The 20,971-nt window shown below is 45.9% G+C and carries 19 protein-coding genes; 10 read left to right on the forward strand and 9 right to left on the reverse strand.

The annotated features are described in order from the left end of the window. The first annotated feature begins 24 nt into the window (after nt 1-24). Together trmD and rplS are read left to right on the forward strand one after the other, a co-directional pair. Nucleotides 25-768, forward strand: a complete 744-nt coding sequence (gene trmD, locus L1D15_RS20510; protein ID WP_239876866.1) for a tRNA (guanosine(37)-N1)-methyltransferase TrmD — start codon at nt 25-27, stop codon at nt 766-768. Nucleotides 769-809: 41 nt separating this feature from the next. Further along, nucleotides 810-1,163 (forward strand): 50S ribosomal protein L19, encoded by a 354-nt coding sequence (gene rplS / locus L1D15_RS20515; protein ID WP_045977783.1) that lies wholly within the window; start codon nt 810-812, stop codon nt 1,161-1,163. A 128-nt stretch (nt 1,164-1,291) separates the two neighbouring features. Here the strand turns inward: rplS and yacG are convergent, their stop codons facing one another. The 8 genes from yacG to nadC form a co-directional block, all read right to left on the reverse strand. Continuing rightward, nucleotides 1,292-1,486 (reverse strand): DNA gyrase inhibitor YacG, encoded by a 195-nt coding sequence (gene yacG / locus L1D15_RS20520; RefSeq protein ID WP_239837820.1) that lies wholly within the window; start codon nt 1,484-1,486, stop codon nt 1,292-1,294. 52 nt (nt 1,487-1,538) lie between these two features. Next, a complete protein-coding gene (zapD, locus tag L1D15_RS20525; protein ID WP_239865259.1) occupies nt 1,539-2,279 on the reverse strand; it encodes a cell division protein ZapD in 741 nt (246 codons plus the stop codon). Nucleotides 2,280-2,312: 33 nt separating this feature from the next. Continuing rightward, nucleotides 2,313-2,921 (reverse strand): dephospho-CoA kinase, encoded by a 609-nt coding sequence (gene coaE, locus L1D15_RS20530; protein ID WP_239876867.1) that lies wholly within the window; start codon nt 2,919-2,921, stop codon nt 2,313-2,315. A gap of 1 nt (nt 2,922) precedes the next feature. Beyond that, nucleotides 2,923-3,792 carry an A24 family peptidase gene (locus tag L1D15_RS20535; RefSeq protein ID WP_239865255.1) on the reverse strand — a complete coding sequence of 290 codons (870 nt, stop codon included), beginning with the start codon at nt 3,790-3,792 and terminating at the stop codon, nt 2,923-2,925. A gap of 49 nt (nt 3,793-3,841) precedes the next feature. Beyond that, a complete protein-coding gene (locus tag L1D15_RS20540) occupies nt 3,842-5,077 on the reverse strand; it encodes a type II secretion system F family protein (RefSeq protein ID WP_239876868.1) in 1,236 nt (411 codons plus the stop codon). 9 nt (nt 5,078-5,086) lie between these two features. Next, entirely contained in the window at nt 5,087-6,736 is a 1,650-nt protein-coding gene (gene pilB / locus L1D15_RS20545; protein WP_239876869.1) for a type IV-A pilus assembly ATPase PilB, read from the reverse strand. Next, nucleotides 6,736-7,176: a prepilin-type N-terminal cleavage/methylation domain-containing protein gene (locus L1D15_RS20550; protein WP_239876870.1), complete on the reverse strand. Its 441-nt coding sequence runs from the start codon at nt 7,174-7,176 to the stop codon at nt 6,736-6,738. The genes pilB and L1D15_RS20550 overlap by 1 nt, the downstream gene beginning before the upstream one ends. A 223-nt stretch (nt 7,177-7,399) precedes the next feature. Continuing rightward, on the reverse strand, nt 7,400-8,287 hold the full coding sequence (gene nadC / locus L1D15_RS20555; protein ID WP_239876871.1) for a carboxylating nicotinate-nucleotide diphosphorylase: 888 nt from the start codon (nt 8,285-8,287) through the stop codon (nt 7,400-7,402). Between the two features lie 131 nt (nt 8,288-8,418). On the opposite strand from nadC, the gene ampD reads away from it, so the two are divergent. Continuing rightward, nucleotides 8,419-8,964 (forward strand): 1,6-anhydro-N-acetylmuramyl-L-alanine amidase AmpD, encoded by a 546-nt coding sequence (gene ampD / locus L1D15_RS20560; protein WP_239876872.1) that lies wholly within the window; start codon nt 8,419-8,421, stop codon nt 8,962-8,964. Between the two features lie 88 nt (nt 8,965-9,052). On the opposite strand, the gene fldB is transcribed toward ampD, so the two are convergent. Then, nucleotides 9,053-9,574: a flavodoxin FldB gene (gene fldB, locus L1D15_RS20565; protein WP_239876878.1), complete on the reverse strand. Its 522-nt coding sequence runs from the start codon at nt 9,572-9,574 to the stop codon at nt 9,053-9,055. 163 nt (nt 9,575-9,737) lie between these two features. On the opposite strand from fldB, the gene xerD reads away from it, so the two are divergent. The 7 genes from xerD (at nt 9,738) to lpdA (ending at nt 20,761) form a co-directional block, all read left to right on the forward strand. Beyond that, the gene (gene xerD, locus L1D15_RS20570; RefSeq protein WP_239837860.1) at nt 9,738-10,634 is read left to right on the forward strand and encodes a site-specific tyrosine recombinase XerD; all 897 of its coding nucleotides are present in this window, start codon (nt 9,738-9,740) and stop codon (nt 10,632-10,634) included. Between the two features lie 40 nt (nt 10,635-10,674). After that, a complete protein-coding gene (gene dsbC / locus L1D15_RS20575) occupies nt 10,675-11,427 on the forward strand; it encodes a bifunctional protein-disulfide isomerase/oxidoreductase DsbC (RefSeq protein ID WP_239876873.1) in 753 nt (250 codons plus the stop codon). Nucleotides 11,428-11,574: 147 nt separating this feature from the next. Then, nucleotides 11,575-13,311 (forward strand): single-stranded-DNA-specific exonuclease RecJ, encoded by a 1,737-nt coding sequence (recJ, locus tag L1D15_RS20580; protein ID WP_239876874.1) that lies wholly within the window; start codon nt 11,575-11,577, stop codon nt 13,309-13,311. Between the two features lie 353 nt (nt 13,312-13,664). Then, complete coding sequence (gene pdhR, locus L1D15_RS20585; protein ID WP_006958126.1) at nt 13,665-14,432, forward strand: pyruvate dehydrogenase complex transcriptional repressor PdhR; 768 nt, start codon at nt 13,665-13,667, stop codon at nt 14,430-14,432. Between the two features lie 49 nt (nt 14,433-14,481). Continuing rightward, on the forward strand, nt 14,482-17,145 hold the full coding sequence (aceE, locus tag L1D15_RS20590; protein ID WP_239876876.1) for a pyruvate dehydrogenase (acetyl-transferring), homodimeric type: 2,664 nt from the start codon (nt 14,482-14,484) through the stop codon (nt 17,143-17,145). A 19-nt stretch (nt 17,146-17,164) separates the two neighbouring features. Continuing rightward, nucleotides 17,165-19,075, forward strand: coding sequence for a pyruvate dehydrogenase complex dihydrolipoyllysine-residue acetyltransferase (gene aceF / locus L1D15_RS20595; RefSeq protein WP_239876877.1), 1,911 nt, complete (start codon nt 17,165-17,167; stop codon nt 19,073-19,075). A gap of 255 nt (nt 19,076-19,330) precedes the next feature. After that, nucleotides 19,331-20,761 carry a dihydrolipoyl dehydrogenase gene (gene lpdA, locus L1D15_RS20600; protein WP_239837807.1) on the forward strand — a complete coding sequence of 477 codons (1,431 nt, stop codon included), beginning with the start codon at nt 19,331-19,333 and terminating at the stop codon, nt 20,759-20,761. Nucleotides 20,762-20,971 lie beyond the last annotated feature (210 nt).

Here is a 20,971-nt window from a genome sequence, read left to right on the forward strand (position 1 = left end):
TCCAAGTAACGGAGCGACAGAACAATGTGGGTTGGCGTTATAAGCCTATTTCCTGAAATGTTCCGCAGCGTTACTGATTTTGGAGTAACAGGTCAAGCGGTTAAAAAAGGTCTCTTGTCGATTGAGACTTGGAATCCTCGCGATTTCACTCACGACAAGCATCGCACTGTCGATGATAGACCTTACGGTGGTGGTCCTGGCATGTTGATGATGGTGCAGCCTTTGCGCGATGCCATTCATGCGGCCAAGAAAGCCTCACCGGGTAAGACGAAAGTCATTTATCTCTCTCCTCAAGGTCGTAAACTCGACCAGCAGGGAGTCGAAGAACTGGCAACCAATGAGAATTTGCTTCTGATTTGTGGCCGTTACGAAGGGGTAGATGAGCGCATCATTCAATCTGAAGTTGACGAAGAATGGTCAATTGGCGATTTTGTGATGACGGGTGGTGAAATACCAGCCATGACGTTAATCGACTCTGTCTCTCGGTTTGTACCGGGTGTACTAGGGGACTTTGCGTCGGCGGAGGAAGATTCCTTTGCCAATGGCTTGCTAGATTGCCCCCACTATACGCGCCCTGAGGTGTTAGATGGAAAAGAAGTACCAGCGGTACTCAAGTCTGGCAACCACAAGGACATTCGTCGCTGGCGACTCAAGCAGTCGCTCGGCCGTACTTGGCTAAGAAGACCAGAACTCCTGGAAAACCTAGCTCTGACTGACGAACAGGAACAATTACTGGCCGAGTTCATTAAAGAGACTCGAGTTAAGTAACCTATTAAATTTAGTATCAGTTTATTCTAGGAATATTGAAAATGAGTAACATCATCAAAGCTCTTGAAGAAGAGCAAATGAAAAAAGACCTACCTAACTTTGCACCTGGTGACACAGTTGTTGTTCAAGTTAAGGTAAAAGAAGGTGACCGTGAGCGTCTACAGGCTTTTGAAGGCGTTGTAATCGGTATTCGTAACCGTGGTCTACACTCTGCATTCACTGTACGTAAGATTTCTAACGGTGAAGGTGTAGAGCGTACGTTCCAAACTCACTCTCCAATGGTTGATAGCATTGAAGTTAAACGCCGCGGTGCAGTACGTCGTGCCAAACTGTACTACCTACGTGAGCGTTCTGGTAAGTCAGCTCGTATTAAAGAGAAACTTGCTAAGAAGTAATGCTATAACTAGCGTTCTCATATTAAACGGAGTCCTTTGGGACTCCGTTTTTTTATGGTTTTAGTTAGCCAAACTTAATGGATGTGTTTGTTGTTAGGTTGTGCTCGTCTCTCAAGTGCCAAGATGATTCAATATTGATCTTCAGACCAGCCATCAGAATCCGACATGTCGGGTGCTCCCGGGATGGTATTTTCTTCATCTGCCCATTCACCAAAATCTATCATCTGACATTGTTTGCTGCAGAAAGGGCGGTGAGGGCTTTGCTCTCCCCATTCGACGTCGGTGCCACATTTAGGGCAGGGTACGATGGTGGTTTTGGGCATGTGATTTTCTCTGTGAACATTTAGATATTTGGACGAGTATAGCGTGATTGGGTTAGCTACACACGGCCAAACGAAATTGAATATTATCAATGGAGGCTTGGCCAGATGCGAAGCTTATAAATTTGATTGCAAAACGATTCTTATGACCAGAAATCATGGGGTATACCCCATATTGCATCGGGATTTCTAGACGCAAAATATTCGCTTCTTCGGCATCACTTTGGTAGAAGCCAGCCTGAGCTTCTTGTGGTTGAAAATGACCTGTTTCACGAGTTAGGCGTAGCCAGAGTTTGAGAGCATCGGTGAGTGGTTGGAGCGTATCTAACCAAAGCTTAGTGTCTTTGTTTTTTTGATCAAGAGGTAAATGCAGCCAGTGGTGCAATGCAGGTAAATCAAAACAGCAAGAGCCGCCAGGTAAGTTAAATCTTTGACGGATAGCACTGAGAAAACGATCTTCCTTGAGGCTTTGACCAAAGCGCTCTGCAGCCATCAGTTTACTATGGACATTATCGACTTCGCTAAGCACATTGCTCAACATGTCCTGATCCACCCCTTCAACATCAAGCCAAGAACGGTATGTTAATCGCTGTTTCTCAATGTCTTTCGCCAGCTCACTTTTTAGCTGGATTTGCTCGAAGATCTCCAAAAGATCAAACAAAGAACGGAAAAACAATAAGTGCTGCATGTCATCACCAAATTGAGAAGAAACGCTTAATTGGTTAAGCAAAGCTTCAACACGTAAATATATGCGAGTTTTCTCATTTAGTGGATGTTCAAAAAAGTGCGTTGTCATTACATGCGGCCTTTGATTCTTCTTCCTTTATTCTCACCGATTTTCCCTACATATTTCTAGGTACTTTTGATGTAATTCTGTGATTTGAGGCAAAAGTTCTTGGTTTGTTGCATTATTTTTAATCACATCGTCTGCGATTGACAGTCGTTGTGAACGGCTAGCTTGAGCGGCTAAGATAGCGTCGACTTGTTCAATCGGGACTTCATCTCTTTCCATGGTTCTTTGCCGTTGTACTTGCTCATCAACATCGACAACCAATACTCTGTTTGCCAAGCTTTGGAGGTTATTTTCAACCATGAGTGGAATAACCAGCAAAGCATAAGGAGATGAAGCCTTGGCTATATCTGCCTGCATCTTTTCGCGAATCATGGGATGCAGCAGTTGGTTTATCCAAGCTTTTTCCTTGTCACAGGCAAAGATGCTTTCTCTTAGTTTAGCTCGGTTGAGCGTTCCGTCTGCCAGTAAAATGTTAGAACCGTATTGTGCTTCTATCGCTTTCAGTCCTTCACTGCCTGGCTCGACAACTTCTCGGGCAACGACATCCGCATCAACAATTTCAATACCAAACTGATCGTGAAAGAGGTTGGCGACGGTGGTTTTCCCACTGGCAATACCGCCTGTTAGGCCGACGACAAAAGGCATATTAGATCCCCAGAATTTGTGTAAAGTACCAGTTGATGATGCTTTCTCCCCACATTGCACTGATCCAGCCTGCAATCGCAAGGTAGGGGCCAAACGGGAAGGCTTTGTCTATCCCTTGTTTTTGTAGTCGTAGTTGAATTAGGCCAAAAAGTAATCCAACGAGTGAGGAAAGCAGAACAATAATAGGCAAATACTGCCAGCCTAACCAAGCGCCTAGTGCGGCAAGAAGCTTGAAATCACCATAGCCCATGCCTTCTTTACCAGTGAGAAGTTTGAACCCCCAGTAAATAGACCATAGGCACAAATAGCCTACTATTGCTCCAGTCACAGAGTCTTGCAAAGACACAGGGCTCAAGCCTAGTAATGATAATGCTATCCCAGACCAAATCAGTGGTAAGGTCAATTGATCAGGCAACAGCATAGTATCGAGATCGATGAAAGTTGCTGCTATTAAAACAAAGGTAAAGAACAATAAGGCAACGGCGAACACACTCAGTTCAAATTGGTAAGCAATCGAGAAACTCATTAACCCCGAGATAAGTTCAACGAGAGGGTAGCGTGGGGAAATGCGGTGTTGACAAGCTCGGCATTGACCACGTAAAGCAAGCCAACTGATCAGCGGAATATTATCAATATTACGAATTTGAGTGTTACAGCTTGGGCAAGTTGACCTAGGGACACTCAGATTATAAGTCCCCTCAGGTGGCTGAATGCCATACTCTGGAAAACTCTCTGCGCATTCATGTCGCCACTCTCGTTCCATCATCTTAGGCAAGCGATGAATGACGACGTTAAGAAAGCTGCCTATGATCAGACCAAAAAGGGTCGCTAGGGTTGGAAACAACCATGGGTAATAATTGAAAAGTTCCATAAAAATTTCAGTTGCTTGAGCACGTCGTCTTTGAGTTGAGGTGGATATACTATCCCATAATGTTCATTAAGTTAAAGATAGGCAGGTACATAGCGATCACCAAACTTCCCACTAAACCTCCTAAAGCAAGCATCAAAATCGGCTCAAGTGTTTTCGCAAGGCTTTCAACAGTTGCGTCGATATCTGCTTCATATTGATTCGCGACTCTAGTCAGCATGTCATCCAGTCGCCCAGACTCTTCACCGATCATAATCATTTGCACCATGAGTTCGGGGAAGTCTCTCGATTGGCGCATGGTTGAATGTAAAGCGATTCCCGCGCTTGTTTGTTGGATGAGATGTCTGATGATGTGCTGATAGTAAGCATTGTCTGTTGTACGTGCTGCTGTTTCCAAGCTAGTGAGAATGGGCAGGCCTGACTTTAGACTGGTAGACAGTGTACGACTAAAGCGCGCCATACAGCTTTTGAGGAGTAAGGTTCCGAGAATGGGAAGATGTAATGTTACACGACTTAACCAATACCTGAATCTAGCTGAGCTTCGATATATAGATACAAAAGCAACAGGAATCAGAACACTCATTGTTCCAATACTCAAACTATGGTGCTGCACGGCTTGTGATAATGAAAGAACTTGCTGGGTAAACCATGGAAGCTCAGCACCATAACCGATGAATAGAGCTTCAAATTCGGGAATGACTTTGCTGAGCATTAATAGCGAGACGGCTAATGCTGTTAGAACGACCAAGCTGGGATAGATAGCAGCGCGTTGGACTCTCGAGGTCAATTGCTCTGTTTTTTCTCTATATTGAGCAATGCGCTCTAATGAAGCGGCTAAATTACCCGTTTTTTCACCCATGTCGACAATATCTATATAGAGGGCATCAAAGTATCGAGAGGAGTGCTTGAGAGCGCTTGATACCGACAGACCAGCTTGGAGTTGGTGGCTTATCATCCACAATACCGAGCGCAGTTCGGCACGCTTTTGATTCTGCATGATGAGTTTAAGTGACGTCGTGATAGGCAAACCAGACGCCAGCATAGTCGCCCACTGACGGGTTATATTAGTGAGATCTTTCGTCCTCACTTTATGTTTTATACGGGAATAGCCTGGTAATGGCTTTTGGCGAATAAGACGTACACTGATATCGTGCTCGTTCAGTTGCTCTGCCACTTGTGCCTCACAAATTGCGAGCATTGTCCCTTTTAGCTTCAAACCTTTGTGGTTGATGCCTTGCCAATAGTATGAGCCCAATTGGGTAGTAGTGGGAATGGAAACTTTGTTCATGCTCAAAAACTAGAGTAGCACCCGCTGTAGTTCTGTTTGACTGGTTACCCCTTGCGTAAGCTTCTCAATTCCAGATTGGCGCAGAGTCTGCATCCCCTGCTCGATCGCCAAGCTTTCAATGTGGTGGGTTGGCGCTCTGGCAGCAATCGCTTCTGATATTTCTGGAGTGACGGTAAGAATTTCAAACAGTCCGATTCGTCCCGAATAACCTTGATGGCATGAACTGCAGCCTAATGGGTCAGCTTTGAATTCCTGAATTTTTTCTGAGTCTGGACGTTTACAGTGAGGGCACAGACGCCTGACTAACCTTTGTGCAATGATAAGACTTAAAGAAGCCGCGACATTGAAAGGTTCGATGCCCAGGTTTTGTAAACGCAGAATGGCTTCTGCAGCCGAGTTAGTGTGCAGAGTTGAAAGCACTAAATGCCCGGTCTGTGCTGCTTTGGCTGCGATTTCCGCTGTTTCACGGTCTCGTATTTCTCCGACCATAACAACATCAGGATCTTGGCGTAAAAAAGCTCGAAGAGCTTGAGCAAAATGAAACCCAATTTGGGGTTGGATTTGAACCTGATTGATTCCCGATACATGCATTTCAACAGGATCCTCTGCTGTCGCAATATTGACTTCACTTTGATTGAGAATATTCAGGCCACTGTATAACGACAACGTCTTGCCACTGCCTGTTGGGCCTGTGATTAGGATCATTCCCTGAGGTTTAGCTAACGCTCTACGATAGTGCTCACTTTGTGATGGGCTATAGCCTAAATGCTCTAAATCGAAGCTGGTTATCCGGTTATCGAGCAGCCGCAATACGACTTTTTCTCCCCATATGGTCGGTAAAGTCGAGACACGTATATCGATGGCCTTTGAGGATGCGATCGCTAAGGTAATTCTGCCATCTTGTGGTAGGCGGCGTTCTGCAATGTCGAGCTTAGCTAATATTTTGAGCCGAGCAATTAAACGATTAGATAGGTGGTGAGGGGGCTGTCGTCTTTCAATCAGTAAGCCATCACACCTGAATCGAACACGGAACCAGTTTTCATAAGGCTCAAAATGGATATCAGAGGCACGTTTGCGCACTGCGTCTAGCAGTACTTGATGTATGTACTGGCTAATAGGTGAAGTATCTTGATAGAGGGCTTCATGATCTGCACTTTCTTCTTCAGTGGTCTCGACTAGCTGCTCAAGCTCTTGATCGCTGATTGCTTTAAAACCAAACCTCTCACCTGAAAATTTATCACCATATAAGTGGTGTATCGCCTCCATCAAACTATGGATCTGACAGAGTACAAACTTGACTTTTAGACCTGTGGCAAAGCGAAAGTCTTGTTCAATTTCTGCAATCGATGGGTCACAGATCGCTAAGGTTAATTGGTGACTATCTATATGGAGGGGTAGCGCTGAATGTCGGCAAACTAAATCGCTAACTCCTAGGCGCTGACAGCACGAGATATAATCAAATGAGTCTAGCTGAATGATGGTGAGGGAGAAGAGTTCACTGATCATTGTGACCAGTTTTTGTGGTGATATATCATCGAGAGTGAGCAGTGCAGTACAGGCATCCGCTTTCTGGGTATTCATTGCCGCCATGGCATGTAGGGCTTGAGCTTGAGTTATTTTGTTCGCTCGCTGTAGTAAGTGAGGTAATTGGCTCATCATTAGCGACTCGGACACCAATTCTGGCTTTCAGTACCACTACAGCTGACTGCCCATGTAATCCCACTTGTTGATGAATTGGGTGTTAAGTGAACGTTGGCATTGCTTGGTAGTGAGCCTTTTGAGCCTGATAGTGCTGCGGTAATGACACTGATAGAACCACTTGTCTGTGCATTGACGTAAAAACCGTTGAAGTTTTGTTGTGATGGCACACCATTGTTACCTGAAATACAGCTAGCAGCAGAGGCACTGTTTGTTAGGCAAAGGCTTACCGCGGTTTTCATCACTGATGTTGCATTGAGCATATCGCTGGCATGGGCACGCTGGGTGTAGCTTTGATAAGCAGGAATCGCGAAGGCCGATAAAATTCCGATGATCGCCACAACGATCATCAACTCAATCAGAGTAAAGCCACGTAATGCAATATTGTTTGGTAACGTCATGAGAGTCCTAGGTACTTTTCATTAGCGTAAGAAGAGTAGGGAAAGGACTTTACGCTGAATATTAGGCTGGAGGAGACTCGCGAGAAGGTAAACTTAGCTTAATCGATATAAGACATCTGAATTGCATAGCTGTTTGAATTGCGGTTTATTTTGCTTAGTGAGTTGCCTACATTAAAAACGACAAGAGAGAGGTTATTCCTCTCTCTTGTCGTTAGTGATGGGCTTACTTAAAGCGCATCGACAAGTCCATGGCTTTGAGGTGTTTGGTCAGAGCGCCAACAGAAATGTAATCAACCCCCGTTTCAGCGTATTCACGCAGGGTTTCTAGAGTGACATTACCAGAGTTTTCTAGTGCTGCTCGGCCTGCGTTAATTCTTACCGCTTCACGCATCATGTCGATTGTAAAATTATCAAGCATGATGATGTCAGCACCAGCCTCGATGGCCTCAGTCAGTTCTTGTAAACTTTCTGTTTCTACTTCAACAGGTTTGCCCGGATTCAACTGCTTAGCATTTTTAATTGTTTGAGTGATACCGCCATTGGCAATAATGTGATTTTCTTTGATGAGATAGGCATCGAAAACGCCGATACGGTGATTGAAACCACCGCCACATGCAACGGCGTACTTTAGTGCGCTACGTAGGCCGGGAATCGTTTTACGGGTATCCAACAATCGGCAATTAGTGCCTTCGAGCTGTTTGGCGTACTCGGCAGTAATCGTGGCACAACCAGATAGTGTTTGGATAAAGTTCATTGCATTACGTTCACCAGTCAATAGCGCGCGTGAGGGACCAGATAGGTGACAAAGTGCCTGATTAGGTTCAACCGTATCGCCATCTTGTACGTGCCACTCGATCTTTACTTCGCCACCAAGTTGCCTGAAGACCTCATCAGCCCAAGCCTGACCACAAAATACGCCGTGTTCACGGGTAATGATGGTGGCTTCGTTATGAGCATCGGCTGGGATTAGACTTGCGGTGATATCAGCGGCTGGATCTAAAGTGCCACCGAGATCTTCTTTTATGGTTTCGGTAACGGAGCGAGAGATTTCCAGAGGCAAATGCTGTTTCAAATATTCAAGACGTTCTTGGCTATTGTGGGTTTCTTTCATTGCAAATCTAATGAGCAGTTGAACATAAGGTGCGCATGATACGATGACTGCGAGGGAAATTCAGCCATTATTGTGGTATTTCACGCTTGAAAGTATAAAATCAATAACTTAGTAAACAAAAGGAGACAAACATGATTGATGAAAACGGCTGGTATCAAGCTGCCAGGCATGTGCCGTCTCCCTTTTTTGATCAACGAACCGATGTAACGGATATCTCCTTACTAGTGATACATAATATCAGCCTGCCACCTGGCCAATTTGGCGGGCCATACATCGAGCAGTTTTTTACGGGGCAACTGAACGCTGAAGAGCATCCATTTTTTAAAGTGATTCATCAGATGGGCGTTTCTGCACATTGTCTAATCAGCCGTGATGGTGAGGTGGTGCAGTTTGTGCCGTTTACGGCAAGAGCGTGGCACGCAGGTGTATCCAGTTTTGCGGGGCGAGAAAAGTGTAACGACTATTCAATTGGAATTGAATTGGAAGGCAGTGATTACGTCGCGTATACCGATGAGCAATATCAAGCCCTCACTGAGCTGACGAAATGGATACAAAAACATTACCCTAAAATCACCTTGCCTCGAATAACGGGCCATCAATACATTGCGCCACTGAGAAAAACCGATCCGGGTTTGGTGTTTGATTGGAGGAGGTATCGAAAAGGGCTACCTTCTTAAAGACAGGAGACAATATTTTTCAATAAAAGGCTTCGCTAGGGGAGTGCGGATCGCCATTCTCGTCAGCGAAGCATTATAAAGTCGGCTTTTATAGTGTTTCTTGATATTCCACTAGGACTTGTTCAATCCAAGTCGCAATGCGCTCATCACTCAGTTCATACTGAGAGTCTTCGTCCAATGCTAAGCCAACAAATTGGTTACCATCTTCCGTTAGCGCTTTTGAGGCTTCAAACTCGTAGCTTTCATCGTTTGGCCAGTATCCAATCAGGTTAGCACCTGTCTTCTTCAGTTCGTCGTGCAACATCCCCATAGCATCCAGATACCATTCGCCATAGCCTTCTTGATCGCCTAAGCCGAACAACGCGACGGTTTTGCCACTTAGCGGTACGCCACCGATTTGATCCCATATCTCATTCCAGTCTTCCTGAATTTCGCCGAAATCCCAAGTTGAAATGCCTAAAATCAGAAAGTCATAATCAGCCATCTCTGCCAGAGGCGTTTCTTTGACATTGCGGATATCCACCAGTTCTTCACCTATGATGGCGCGCATTTTCTCCGCGGCCATTTCCGTGTAGCAAGTTGTCGAACCGTAAAACAGACCAATTTTCATCACTTTCTTTTTCATTATTTTGAATCAATAGCGAATTCTAAACACAAAATGGCGAGCTTTGCAGCGAATATCCATATCGAATGGCAATTTTTATGGCTTTATTGCTGTGTGGCACTTACATTGAGCGCATATCATAACGTTGAGGATTATTGTGTCAGAAGTGATGTCACCCGATCAGGGCATGGTGGAGCAGTTTTTGGATACGATGTGGATGGAGCGAGGGTTATCCGAGAATACGTTGGCATCTTATCGTAATGATTTATCCAAATTACTTCACTGGATGGCTGAAAATAACTACAGACTCGATTTTATTAGCTTGTCTGGTTTACAGGACTACCAAAGTTGGTTAATGGATCAGGGGTACAAGCAGACTTCACGAGCCCGTATGTTGTCTGCGATCCGTCGTTTGTTCCAGTATCTACACAGAGAAAAAGTGCGAGCGGATGATCCTAGTGCTTTACTCGTTAGCCCTAAATTACCTAAGAGGCTACCCAAAGATCTCAGTGAAGAGCAGGTTGAAGCATTGCTGAATGCACCGGATCCAAACGATGCAATGGAATTACGCGATAAAGCCATGCTGGAATTGCTTTATGCGACAGGCTTGCGTGTCACAGAGCTGGTCAGCTTAACGATGGAAAACATCAGCCTTCGTCAGGGCGTTGTTCGTGTCACTGGTAAAGGTGGTAAAGAGCGCTTGGTTCCGATGGGCGAAAATGCAGTCGACTGGATTGAAACTTTTATCCAACAAGGTAGGTCTGAGTTACTTGGAGATACAACATCTGATGTTGTCTTTCCAAGCAAGCGTGCGCGCCAAATGACGCGTCAGACGTTTTGGTATCGTATCAAGCATTATGCGGTTTTGGCTGGCATTGATACCGAGATACTGTCGCCGCACGTATTGCGCCATGCTTTTGCGACGCATTTGCTCAACTACGGCGCTGACCTGCGAGTGGTACAGATGCTACTCGGACACAGTGACTTGTCGACAACACAAATTTATACTCATGTAGCGACAGAACGGCTAAAACAGCTACACAGTGAGCATCATCCAAGAGCATAAGGGATTATCTCTTATCATATTAAAAAATAAGGTGAATTTAATGAGCGTACTACGCCGAGTGACTCTACTTACGTTACCACTGCTTGTGGCAGCACAGGCAGTATCTGCAGCGGAAGTAAAATTTAATACAGCTCAGCTTGAAGAGCGTTTTGCCAAGCTAGGATTGGAAGTGAAAAAAGTGGCGCCTGCAGATATCGATGGTTTAGTCGAAGTGCAGACCAGTGGAGGAATTCTTTTTGCTTCACCAGACGGTGAATACTTTTTAGCAGGTACACTTTATAAGCTTGATGGCAATGGCCAATATGAAGATGTGCTGGCGAAACGTCAGGCGCCGATCAATGCGGCTAAAATCGAAGCATTCAAAGACAGCATGATTGACTTTAAGGCTAAAGACGAGAAATACGTTATCACTGTCTTCACGGATATTACCTGTGGCTACTGTGTACGTCTTCATAACCAAATGAAAGATTACAATGATTTGGGTATCACTATTCGTTACATGGCTTACCCACGTCAAGGGGCAACGGGTTCTGTTGCGGATCAAATGGCAGCAATTTGGGGCTCGGATGACCCACAGGCTGCCATGCATAACGGTAAGGTGAAACGTGAGTTCCCAGAAAAGAGCAAAGATTTCGCCAAGTATCAGGAAATCATCAAAGAGCATTATACTCTTGGGCGTGAGTTAGGTATTAGTGGCACGCCAGCGATTTTCCTACCAAATGGTGAAATGGTTGGCGGCTACTTACCACCAGAGCAGATGCTGCAACGCCTACAACAAACACAAAAATCGTAATTCAATCTCCAGAGTTACGTTTGAGCGCCTGACAAGCGACCCTGTGATGAGAATCCTATGTCATGAATTAGGTTGATATAAGATTCTCATCTGTTAACTTGTTCGCTATTCAGGCGTCCTGCCCAAGAACAAGGCTCAATCCAATCTATGATCGAAATTCAACGCCGGCCTGAGGTTGATCTCAGTCTGCTTTCCACCGACATTGCTCCACTTCTTAAGCGGATTTACATCTCACGTGGTATCACCAGTGCCCAGCAGTTAGAAACGACGGCGCGTGCATTACATTCTTATCAAAAATTGCATGGTATTGACGCCGCGGTCGAGCTGCTATTTGAAGCTATTCAGAGTAATAAACGTATTATTGTTGTCGGAGATTTCGATGCTGATGGGGCAACCAGCTCGGCCCTATCGGTGCTCGCATTGCGAATGCTTGGTTCCAATAACGTCGATTATTTGGTGCCGAATCGCTTTGAAGATGGTTATGGTCTTAGCCCAGAAGTCGTTGATCAGGCGATTGAGATTGGCGCTGAAGTGATCATGACGGTCGATAATGGTGTCTCTTCAATTGATGGTGTGCGATACGCCAAAGAGCAAGGGCTAAAGGTATTAGTCACTGACCACCACCTGCCGGGCCATGAGTTACCTAACGTCGATGCGATGGTCAACCCAAATCTAGAAGAGTGCGCTTTTCCTTCGAAAGCCTTGGCTGGCGTGGGAGTAGCGTTTTATCTCATGATGGCGTTGTGTGTTCATATGAGAAAGCAGGGATGGTTTGCCGATCAGGGCATGGCAGAGCCTAAACTGATGGAGCTGATTGATTTGGTTGCTCTGGGTACGGTTGCCGATGTGGTGCCACTGGATGAAAACAATCGCATTCTGGTTCACCAAGGTCTGCAGCGTATTCGTGCTGGCAAAGCACGACCTGGTATTCAAGCATTGATTGAAGTCGCAAAGCGAGATGCGCGTCGATTGGTCGCGGCCGATTTCGGTTTTGCACTAGGTCCGCGTATCAACGCAGCAGGTCGTTTGGATGATATGTCATTTGGTGTTGAGCTTTTGATGGCCAACAACATTCATGCTGCACGTCGTATGGCGAGTGAGCTGGATGGCTTGAACCAAACGCGTAAAGAAATTGAAGAAGGTATGAAACAGGAAGCGATGGCTTTCTGTGAGCGTCTTCAGTTTGGTGACAAGGATATGCCTCATGGGCTGGTGCTGTTTCAGCGTGATTGGCACCAAGGTGTGATTGGTATTTTGGCATCTCGAATCAAAGAGAAGTTTCATCGTCCTGTGATTGCCTTCGCCGATGGTGGTGAAGGGAGCATTAAGGGCTCATGTCGTTCGATTCCGGGCCTACATATGCGTGATACTCTCGATCGTATTGATACTCAAAACCCCAGCTTGATCCTCAAGTTTGGTGGTCACGCCATGGCAGCTGGCCTGACGATCATGGAAAAAAACTTCGAACGATTTGCTCAGTTGTTTGATGAGGCTGTGAAACAAGAGTTGGACGACGCCGCACTCAAAGGTGTGATTTTGTCTGACGGTGAGTTGAAGCCAGAAGAGTTTTCTATGCACATCGCAGAGATGCTTCGTGCTGGTGGACCATGGGGGCAAGCTTTCCCTGAACCTCTGTTCGACGGTGAATTTAAAGTGCTTCATCAGAAATTGGTTGGCGAGAAGCACCTGAAGCTGATGCTGGAGCCTTTACATAAAGGTCACCCGACCAACATCATGATTGATGGGATTGCTTTTAATGTCGATCTGCGTCGCTGGCCAGATGCGTCAGTGAAAACCGTACGTTTGGCTTACAAGCTGGATATCAACGAGTTTCGAGGTAATCAGTCACTGCAATTGATGATTGACCATATCGAAGCAAAATAGTCTTTCAATAAATGTAGGAACGGGCTGCGCTTGTGAAAGCGCAGCCCGTTTTTGTTTACTAGCAACGATGAGCCTCTTCTTTTCCCGACATCTTCTGTTCATATTCCTTTAAAACTGACCAATTAAAGTGTGATTGCTAGCACGATTTATTCCCATCTGTTTATATTTTGTAATTGGTCAGACCAATTTGATTGCTGTTTTAATCGGCTAATGTTATCAAAGTGTTGATGCATGGCTCGTTCTATGATGTGGGTCAATTTTTGACTGGAACTTGCGTTTTAATTATGTTAATTTCGTCGCCAACTTAAAATTGGTAATACCAATTGACTGCAAAGAGTAGAAGAACAACAACTATGGCTTATCAAAGGATTCGTCAGCCAAAACTCTCTGATGTAATTGAACAAGAGTTAGAACGGCTGATTGTGGAAGGAACATTGTCTCCGGGGCAGCAGTTGCCACCAGAGCGCGAACTGGCAAAGCAGTTTGATGTGTCTCGTCCTTCAATCCGTGAGGCAATTCAACGCCTCGAAGCTAAACGTCTTCTCACTCGTCGCCAGGGTGGTGGCACATTTGTTAGCGAGAATATCTGGACGAGTTTTTCAGATCCTCTGCTAAATTTATTGTCTAGCCATTCGGAAACACAGCTGGATTTACTCGAAACGCGCCATGCGATGGAAGGTATCTCTGCTTATTTTGCAGCAGTTCGTGGCACCGATGAGGACTTTGCCCGTATTCAGGCTTGCCTGAAAAACATCAGTGAAGAGCAAACGAAGAAAAATGTCGAAGCGGAAGCGGCTGCGGTGATGCAGTTTCTGATCGCTTTGACTGAAGCGGCGCACAACGTTGTCTTGCTTCATATCGTTCGCAGTTTGGCCCCTTTGCTGGAGCAAAACGTCCTTCAGAATCTTAAGCTCTTACATCGCCGCGATGAAGTGGTGGAAAAAGTAAGTAAACACCGAGCTAATATCGTTGATGCGATCGTTTCTGGTCAGCCAGAAAAGGCGCGTGAAATGTCGCACTCACACTTAGCTTATATTGAAGAAACATTGTTGGATTTGAGTCGTGAAGAGTCTCGCCGTGAGCGATCTTTGCGTCGAATTCAGCAGGGTAACGACTCGTAAAGAGCGTTACTTAAATAAGTAGATCCAACCAACAGAAGGATAGATCGCCATGTCTGATATGAAGCATGACGTAGACGCACTGGAAACTCAAGAATGGCTACAAGCCCTTGAGTCAGTTGTACGTGAAGAAGGTGTAGAGCGTGCTCAGTTCCTACTAGAGCAAGTTCTAGACAAAGCACGTCTAGACGGTGTTGACATGCCAACAGGAATCACAACCAACTACATCAACACGATTCCTGCAGATCAAGAACCAGCTTACCCAGGTGACACAACACTTGAGCGCCGTATTCGTTCCATCATCCGCTGGAATGCAATCATGATCGTTCTACGTGCATCTAAGAAAGACCTAGAGCTAGGCGGCCACATGGCGTCTTTCCAGTCTTCTGCTGCATTCTACGAAGTATGTTTCAACCACTTCTTCCGTGCTCCAAACGAGACGGACGGTGGCGATCTAGTGTACTACCAAGGTCACATCTCACCAGGTATCTACTCTCGTGCATTCGTTGAAGGTCGTCTAACTGAAGAGCAGCTAGACAACTTCCGTCAAGAAGTAGACGGCAAAGGTATTCCATCATACCCGCACCCTAAACTGATGCCTGAGTTCTGGCAGTTCCCAACAGTATCTATGGGTCTAGGCCCAATTTCTGCGATTTACCAAGCGCGTTTCCTTAAGTACCTTGACGGTCGTGGTCTGAAAGACACGTCTGCTCAACGTGTGTACGCTTTCCTAGGTGACGGTGAGATGGATGAGCCAGAATCACGTGGTTCACTGTCTTTCGCAGCTCGTGAGAAACTAGACAACCTATGTTTCCTAGTGAACTGTAACCTACAGCGTCTAGATGGCCCTGTAATGGGTAACGGTAGCATCATCCAAGAGCTAGAAGGCCTATTCAAAGGTGCTGGCTGGAACGTTGTTAAAGTTATCTGGGGTAGCAACTGGGATGCACTACTTGCTAAAGATACGTCTGGCAAGCTTCTACAGCTAATGAACGAAACTGTAGACGGTGACTACCAAACATTTAAATCTAAAGATGGCGCATACGTACGTGAGCACTTCTTTGGTAAATACCCAGAGACAGCTGCACTAGTGGCAGACATGACAGATGACGAAATCTTCGCACTTAAGCGTGGTGGTCACGAGTCTTCTAAACTGTACGCAGCATACAAAAACGCGGCAGAAACTAAAGGTCGTCCAACAGTCATCCTAGCTAAGACTGTTAAAGGTTACGGTATGGGTGAAGCGGCTGAAGGTAAGAACATCGCGCACCAAGTTAAGAAGATGGACATGACTCACGTACTGCACCTACGTGATCGTCTAGGTCTTCAAGACATCCTAACTGACGAAGCGGTTAAAGAGCTTCCGTACCTGAAGCTTGAAGAAGGTTCAGCGGAATACGAATACCTACACGCTCGTCGTAAAGAGCTAAAAGGTTACACGCCACAGCGTCTGCCTAAGTTCACTCAAGAATTCAAAGTACCTGAGCTAGAAGAGTTCGCGCCGCTACTAAGCGAGCAGAAGCGTGATATCTCTACAACAATGGCTTACGTTCGTACGCTTAATATCCTGCTTAAGAACAAGAACATTGGTAAGAACATCGTTCCTATCATCTGTGACGAAGCACGTACGTTTGGTATGGAAGGTCTATTCCGTCAGATCGGTATCTACAACCCGCACGGTCAGGAATACACGCCAGAAGATAAAGGCATTGTTTCTTACTACAAAGAAGCGACATCTGGTCAGGTTCTACAAGAAGGTATCAACGAGCTAGGCTCAATGGCTTCTTGGGTTGCTGCTGCGACATCTTACAGCACTAACGATCTGCCAATGATTCCATTCTACATCTACTACTCAATGTTTGGTTTCCAACGTGTAGGCGATATGGCATGGATGGCGGGTGACCAACAAGCTCGTGGTTTCCTACTAGGTGCTACTGCTGGTCGTACAACGCTAAACGGTGAAGGTCTACAGCACGAAGACGGTCACTCACACATCATGGCGAACACAGTTCCTAACTGTATCTCTTACGACCCAACATTCGCGTACGAAGTTGCGGTAATCATGCAAGACGGTATCCGTCGCATGTACGGTCCTGAGCAAGAGAACGTGTTCTACTACCTAACGGTAATGAACGAAAACTACGCCATGCCAGCAATGCCAGAAGGCGCTGAAGAAGGCATTCGTAAGGGTATCTACAAGCTTGAGTCTTACGCAGGTGACAAGTCTAAAGTTCAGCTAATGGGCTCTGGCACTATCATGAACGAAGTACGTAAAGCTGCGACTATCCTGAGCGAAGAGTACGGTATCGCGTCTGACGTGTTCTCTGTAACCTCATTCAACGAACTGACTCGCGACGGCCAAGCGGTAGAGCGTGACAACATGCTACACCCAGAAGCTGACGCAAAAGTGCCTTACATCGCACAAGTGATGGGCAGCGAGCCAGCAATCGCAGCGACTGACTACATGAAGAACTACGCAGAACAAGTTCGTGCGTTCATGCCTTCTGAGTCTTATAAAGTACTGGGTACTGATGGCTTTGGTCGTTCAGACAGCCGCGAAAACCTACGTCGTCACTTCGAAGTGAACGCAGGTTACGTTGTTGTAGCAGCGCTAAGTGAACTTGCTAAGCGTGGTGATGTTGAGAAGTCAGTAGTCGTAGAAGCGATTGCTAAGTTCGACATCGACACAGAAAAAACTAACCCGCTATACGCTTAATTGAGAAGGTAAATAAGAAATGGCAATCGAAATTAATGTACCAGACATCGGTGCGGATGAGGTTGAAGTTACTGAAATTCTTGTAAGCGTTGGCGACAAGGTTGAAGAAGAGCAGTCTCTGATCACAGTTGAAGGCGATAAAGCTTCTATGGAAGTTCCTGCATCTCAAGCGGGTATCGTTAAAGAAATCAAAGTTGCTGAAGGCGATTCGGTTTCTACTGGTTCTCTAATCATGATTTTCGAAGCAGAGGCGGCCGGCGCTCCGGGTGCAGCTGACGCTTCACCTGCTACGGCAGAGGCTGCACCAGCAGCTGCGGCCCCTTCTGTTGCAAGTGAACTGAAAGAAGTTCACGTACCAGATATCGGTGGCGATGAAGTTGAAGTGACTGAAATCATGGTTGCAGTTGGCGACAGTATTGAAGAAGAGCAATCTCTTCTAACGGTTGAAGGCGACAAAGCTTCTATGGAAGTACCTGCACCATTCGCTGGTACGCTAAAAGAGATCAAAGTAGCAGCAGGCGATAAAGTTACGACTGGCTCTTTAATCATGACTTTCTCTGTAGAATCAGGCGAAGTAGCAGGCTCTGGCGCTCCAGCGGCACCTGTTGCAGCAGAAACTCCAGTAGCAGCGGCTCCAGCGGCGTCTGCAGCGAAAGAAGTGAACGTTCCAGATATCGGTGGCGACGAAGTTGAAGTGACTGAAATCATGGTTGCAGTTGGCGATACAGTGGAAGAAGAGCAATCTCTAATCACTGTAGAAGGCGACAAAGCTTCAATGGAAGTACCAGCACCATTTGCGGGCACGGTTAAAGAAATCAAGATTGCAGCTGGCGACAAAGTGTCTACTGGCTCTCTAATCATGGTCTTCGAAGTGGCGGGTGCAGAGCCAGCTCCTGCAGCGTCTCCAGCTCAAGCGGCGGCACCTGCGGCAACTCCTAAAGCAGAAGCACCAGCGGCAGCAGATCCAGTAACGACTGGCGATTTCCAAGAGAACAACGAGTACGCACACGCGTCTCCAGTTGTTCGTCGTCTAGCGCGTGAGTTTGGCGTTAACCTGTCTAAAGTTAAAGGTTCTGGCCGTAAGAGCCGTATCCTGAAAGAAGACGTTCAAGCCTACGTGAAGGATGCGCTTAAGCGTCTTGAGTCTGGTGCAGCAGCATCTGGCAAAGGCGGTGACGGCTCTGCTCTTGGCCTTCTACCTTGGCCTAAAGTTGACTTCAGCAAGTTCGGTGAAACTGAAGTTCAGAAGCTTTCTAAGATCAAGAAGATCTCTGGTGCGAACCTACACCGTAACTGGGTAATGATCCCTCACGTTACACAGTGGGATAACGCAGACATCACTGAGCTAGAAGCGTTCCGTAAAGAGCAGAACGCTATCGAAGCGAAGAAAGATACAGGCATGAAGATCACGCCACTAGTGTTCATCATGAAAGCGGCAGCGAAAGCGCTAGAAGCATTCCCAGCGTTCAACTCTTCTCTATCTGAAGATGGCGAAAGCATCATTCTTAAGAAGTACGTCAACATCGGTATTGCTGTAGATACGCCAAACGGCTTAGTTGTTCCTGTATTCAAAGACGTGAACAAGAAAGGCATCTACGAGCTATCTGAAGAGCTAATGGCGGTTTCTAAGAAAGCACGTGCAGGTAAGCTAACTGCGGCTGACATGCAAGGTGGCTGTTTCACTATCTCAAGCCTAGGTGGCATCGGCGGTACTGCGTTCACTCCAATCGTAAACGCTCCAGAAGTCGGTATCCTTGGCGTGTCTAAGTCTGAAATGAAACCTGTATGGAACGGTAAAGAGTTCGAACCTCGCCTACAGCTTCCACTGTCTCTATCATACGACCACCGTGTGATCGATGGTGCTGAAGGTGCGCGCTTCATTACCTTCCTAAACAGTGCGCTATCAGACATCCGTCGTCTGGTTCTTTAATTGAACTGAGATGATTGAGAGGCGGCCTTTTTAGCCGCCTCTGTTAATAGAAACATCTGACAATTGGGTGAAGGAGAACGTTTTCCTAACTTAATTGTTGGCTAGCTCACAGGCTAAATGGAATTGCTTTTCACACCATTAACATCTCTGTAAACTGTTGGCGGTCTGAAAATAACTGTTTAAAACCAACCACTCTTAAACAAAAGAATCAATACCCACTCAGCCTGTTAGGGATAATGACTACAAGAGGTCAAAATGAGCAAAGAAATTAAAGCCCAAGTTGTTGTACTTGGTTCTGGTCCTGCTGGTTACTCCGCTGCCTTCCGTTGTGCAGACTTAGGTCTTGAAACTGTACTAATCGAGCGCTACAGCACTCTTGGCGGTGTATGTCTAAACGTGGGTTGTATCCCATCTAAAGCACTTCTTCACGTATCTAAAGTAATTGAAGAAGCAAAAGCTATGGCAGATCACGGCGTTGTGTTTGGTGAGCCGCAAACTGACATCAGCAAAATTCGTATCTGGAAAGAGAAAGTTGTTAACCAACTGACTGGCGGTCTTAGCGGTATGGCTAAGATGCGTAATGTGACGGTTGTTAACGGTTACGGCAAATTTACTGGCCCTAACTCTATCCTTGTTGAAGGCGAAGGAGAGGCAACAACCGTAAACTTCGATAACGCTATCGTTGCTGCGGGTTCTCGTCCTATCAAACTGCCATTTATTCCGCATGAAGACCCACGTATTTGGGACTCAACGGATGCACTCGAACTGAAAGAAGTTCCTGAAAAGCTACTTATCATGGGTGGTGGTATCATCGGTCTAGAAATGGGTACGGTTTACCAGTCACTTGGTTCTAAAGTTGACGTCGTTGAGATGTTTGACCAAGTTATCCCAGCGGCAGATAAAGATATCGTGAAAGTTTACACTAAGCGTGTGAAGGATAAATTCAACCTAATGCTAGAAACAAAAGTGACAGCAGTTGAAGCAAAAGAAGACGGTATCTACGTGTCAATGGAAGGCAAGAAAGCCCCTGCTGAAGCAGAGCGCTATGATGCAGTTCTAGTGGCTATCGGTCGTGTACCAAATGGTAAGCTTATCGATGGTGAGAAAGCGGGTCTAGAAATTGATGAGCGTGGCTTTATCAATGTAGATAAGCAACTTCGTACAAACGTACCTCATATCTTTGCTATCGGTGATATCGTTGGTCAACCAATGCTTGCTCACAAAGGTGTGCATGAAGGCCACGTTGCTGCTGAAGTTATTGCTGGTAAGAAGCATTACTTCGATCCTAAAGTTATTCCTTCAATTGCTTACACTGAGCCTGAAGTGGCATGGGTTGGTAAGACTGAGAAAGAAGCGAAGGAAGAAGGCATCAAGTATGAAGTGGCAACTTTCCCTTGGGCTGCATCAGGTCGTGCAATCGCATCTGACTGCGCTGACGGTATGACTAAGCTTATCTTCGACAAAGAGACTCACCGTGTTATTGGTGGTGCGATCGTTGGTACTAACGGTGGTGAACTACTCGGTGAAATCGGTCTAGCTATTGAGATGGGTTGTGATGCAGAAGATATCGCACTAACTATCCACGCTCACCCAACGCTACACGAGTCTGTCGGTCTAGCTGCTGAAGTATTCGAAGGTTCTATCACTGACCTTCCAAACAAAAAAGCAGTTAAAAAGAAAAAGTAATTTCTCTGAAAACTGACTAACAAAAGCCGCTGATTACTCAGCGGCTTTTTTAATTTTAGGGTTGTCCCGTCCTGAGATAAGTTGACACTTCGGAGACTTATCAATGAACTCTTCAAGCAATACAACACCAAAGCGCTCTCAACGAGATTACACAATGGGCTTTAAATTGGCTGTTGTTGCCCAAGTTGAAAAAGGCGAAATGACATACAA

It is taken from the genome of Vibrio sp. Isolate25 (assembly GCF_022398025.1).
GTDB lineage: Bacteria > Pseudomonadota > Gammaproteobacteria > Enterobacterales > Vibrionaceae > Vibrio > Vibrio coralliilyticus_A.

Coding starts and splice junctions, on each gene's coding strand:
- trmD (WP_239876866.1), top strand. CDS start 25: ATGTGGGTTGGCGTTATAAGCCTATTTCCTGAAATGTTCCGCAGCGTT.
- rplS (WP_045977783.1), top strand. CDS start 810: ATGAGTAACATCATCAAAGCTCTTGAAGAAGAGCAAATGAAAAAAGAC.
- yacG (WP_239837820.1), bottom strand. CDS start 1,486: ATGCCCAAAACCACCATCGTACCCTGCCCTAAATGTGGCACCGACGTC.
- zapD (WP_239865259.1), bottom strand. CDS start 2,279: ATGACAACGCACTTTTTTGAACATCCACTAAATGAGAAAACTCGCATA.
- coaE (WP_239876867.1), bottom strand. CDS start 2,921: ATGCCTTTTGTCGTCGGCCTAACAGGCGGTATTGCCAGTGGGAAAACC.
- L1D15_RS20535 (WP_239865255.1), bottom strand. CDS start 3,792: ATGGAACTTTTCAATTATTACCCATGGTTGTTTCCAACCCTAGCGACC.
- L1D15_RS20540 (WP_239876868.1), bottom strand. CDS start 5,077: ATGAACAAAGTTTCCATTCCCACTACTACCCAATTGGGCTCATACTAT.
- pilB (WP_239876869.1), bottom strand. CDS start 6,736: ATGATGAGCCAATTACCTCACTTACTACAGCGAGCGAACAAAATAACT.
- L1D15_RS20550 (WP_239876870.1), bottom strand. CDS start 7,176: ATGACGTTACCAAACAATATTGCATTACGTGGCTTTACTCTGATTGAG.
- nadC (WP_239876871.1), bottom strand. CDS start 8,287: ATGAAAGAAACCCACAATAGCCAAGAACGTCTTGAATATTTGAAACAG.
- ampD (WP_239876872.1), top strand. CDS start 8,419: ATGATTGATGAAAACGGCTGGTATCAAGCTGCCAGGCATGTGCCGTCT.
- fldB (WP_239876878.1), bottom strand. CDS start 9,574: ATGAAAATTGGTCTGTTTTACGGTTCGACAACTTGCTACACGGAAATG.
- xerD (WP_239837860.1), top strand. CDS start 9,738: ATGTCACCCGATCAGGGCATGGTGGAGCAGTTTTTGGATACGATGTGG.
- dsbC (WP_239876873.1), top strand. CDS start 10,675: ATGAGCGTACTACGCCGAGTGACTCTACTTACGTTACCACTGCTTGTG.
- recJ (WP_239876874.1), top strand. CDS start 11,575: ATGATCGAAATTCAACGCCGGCCTGAGGTTGATCTCAGTCTGCTTTCC.
- pdhR (WP_006958126.1), top strand. CDS start 13,665: ATGGCTTATCAAAGGATTCGTCAGCCAAAACTCTCTGATGTAATTGAA.
- aceE (WP_239876876.1), top strand. CDS start 14,482: ATGTCTGATATGAAGCATGACGTAGACGCACTGGAAACTCAAGAATGG.
- aceF (WP_239876877.1), top strand. CDS start 17,165: ATGGCAATCGAAATTAATGTACCAGACATCGGTGCGGATGAGGTTGAA.
- lpdA (WP_239837807.1), top strand. CDS start 19,331: ATGAGCAAAGAAATTAAAGCCCAAGTTGTTGTACTTGGTTCTGGTCCT.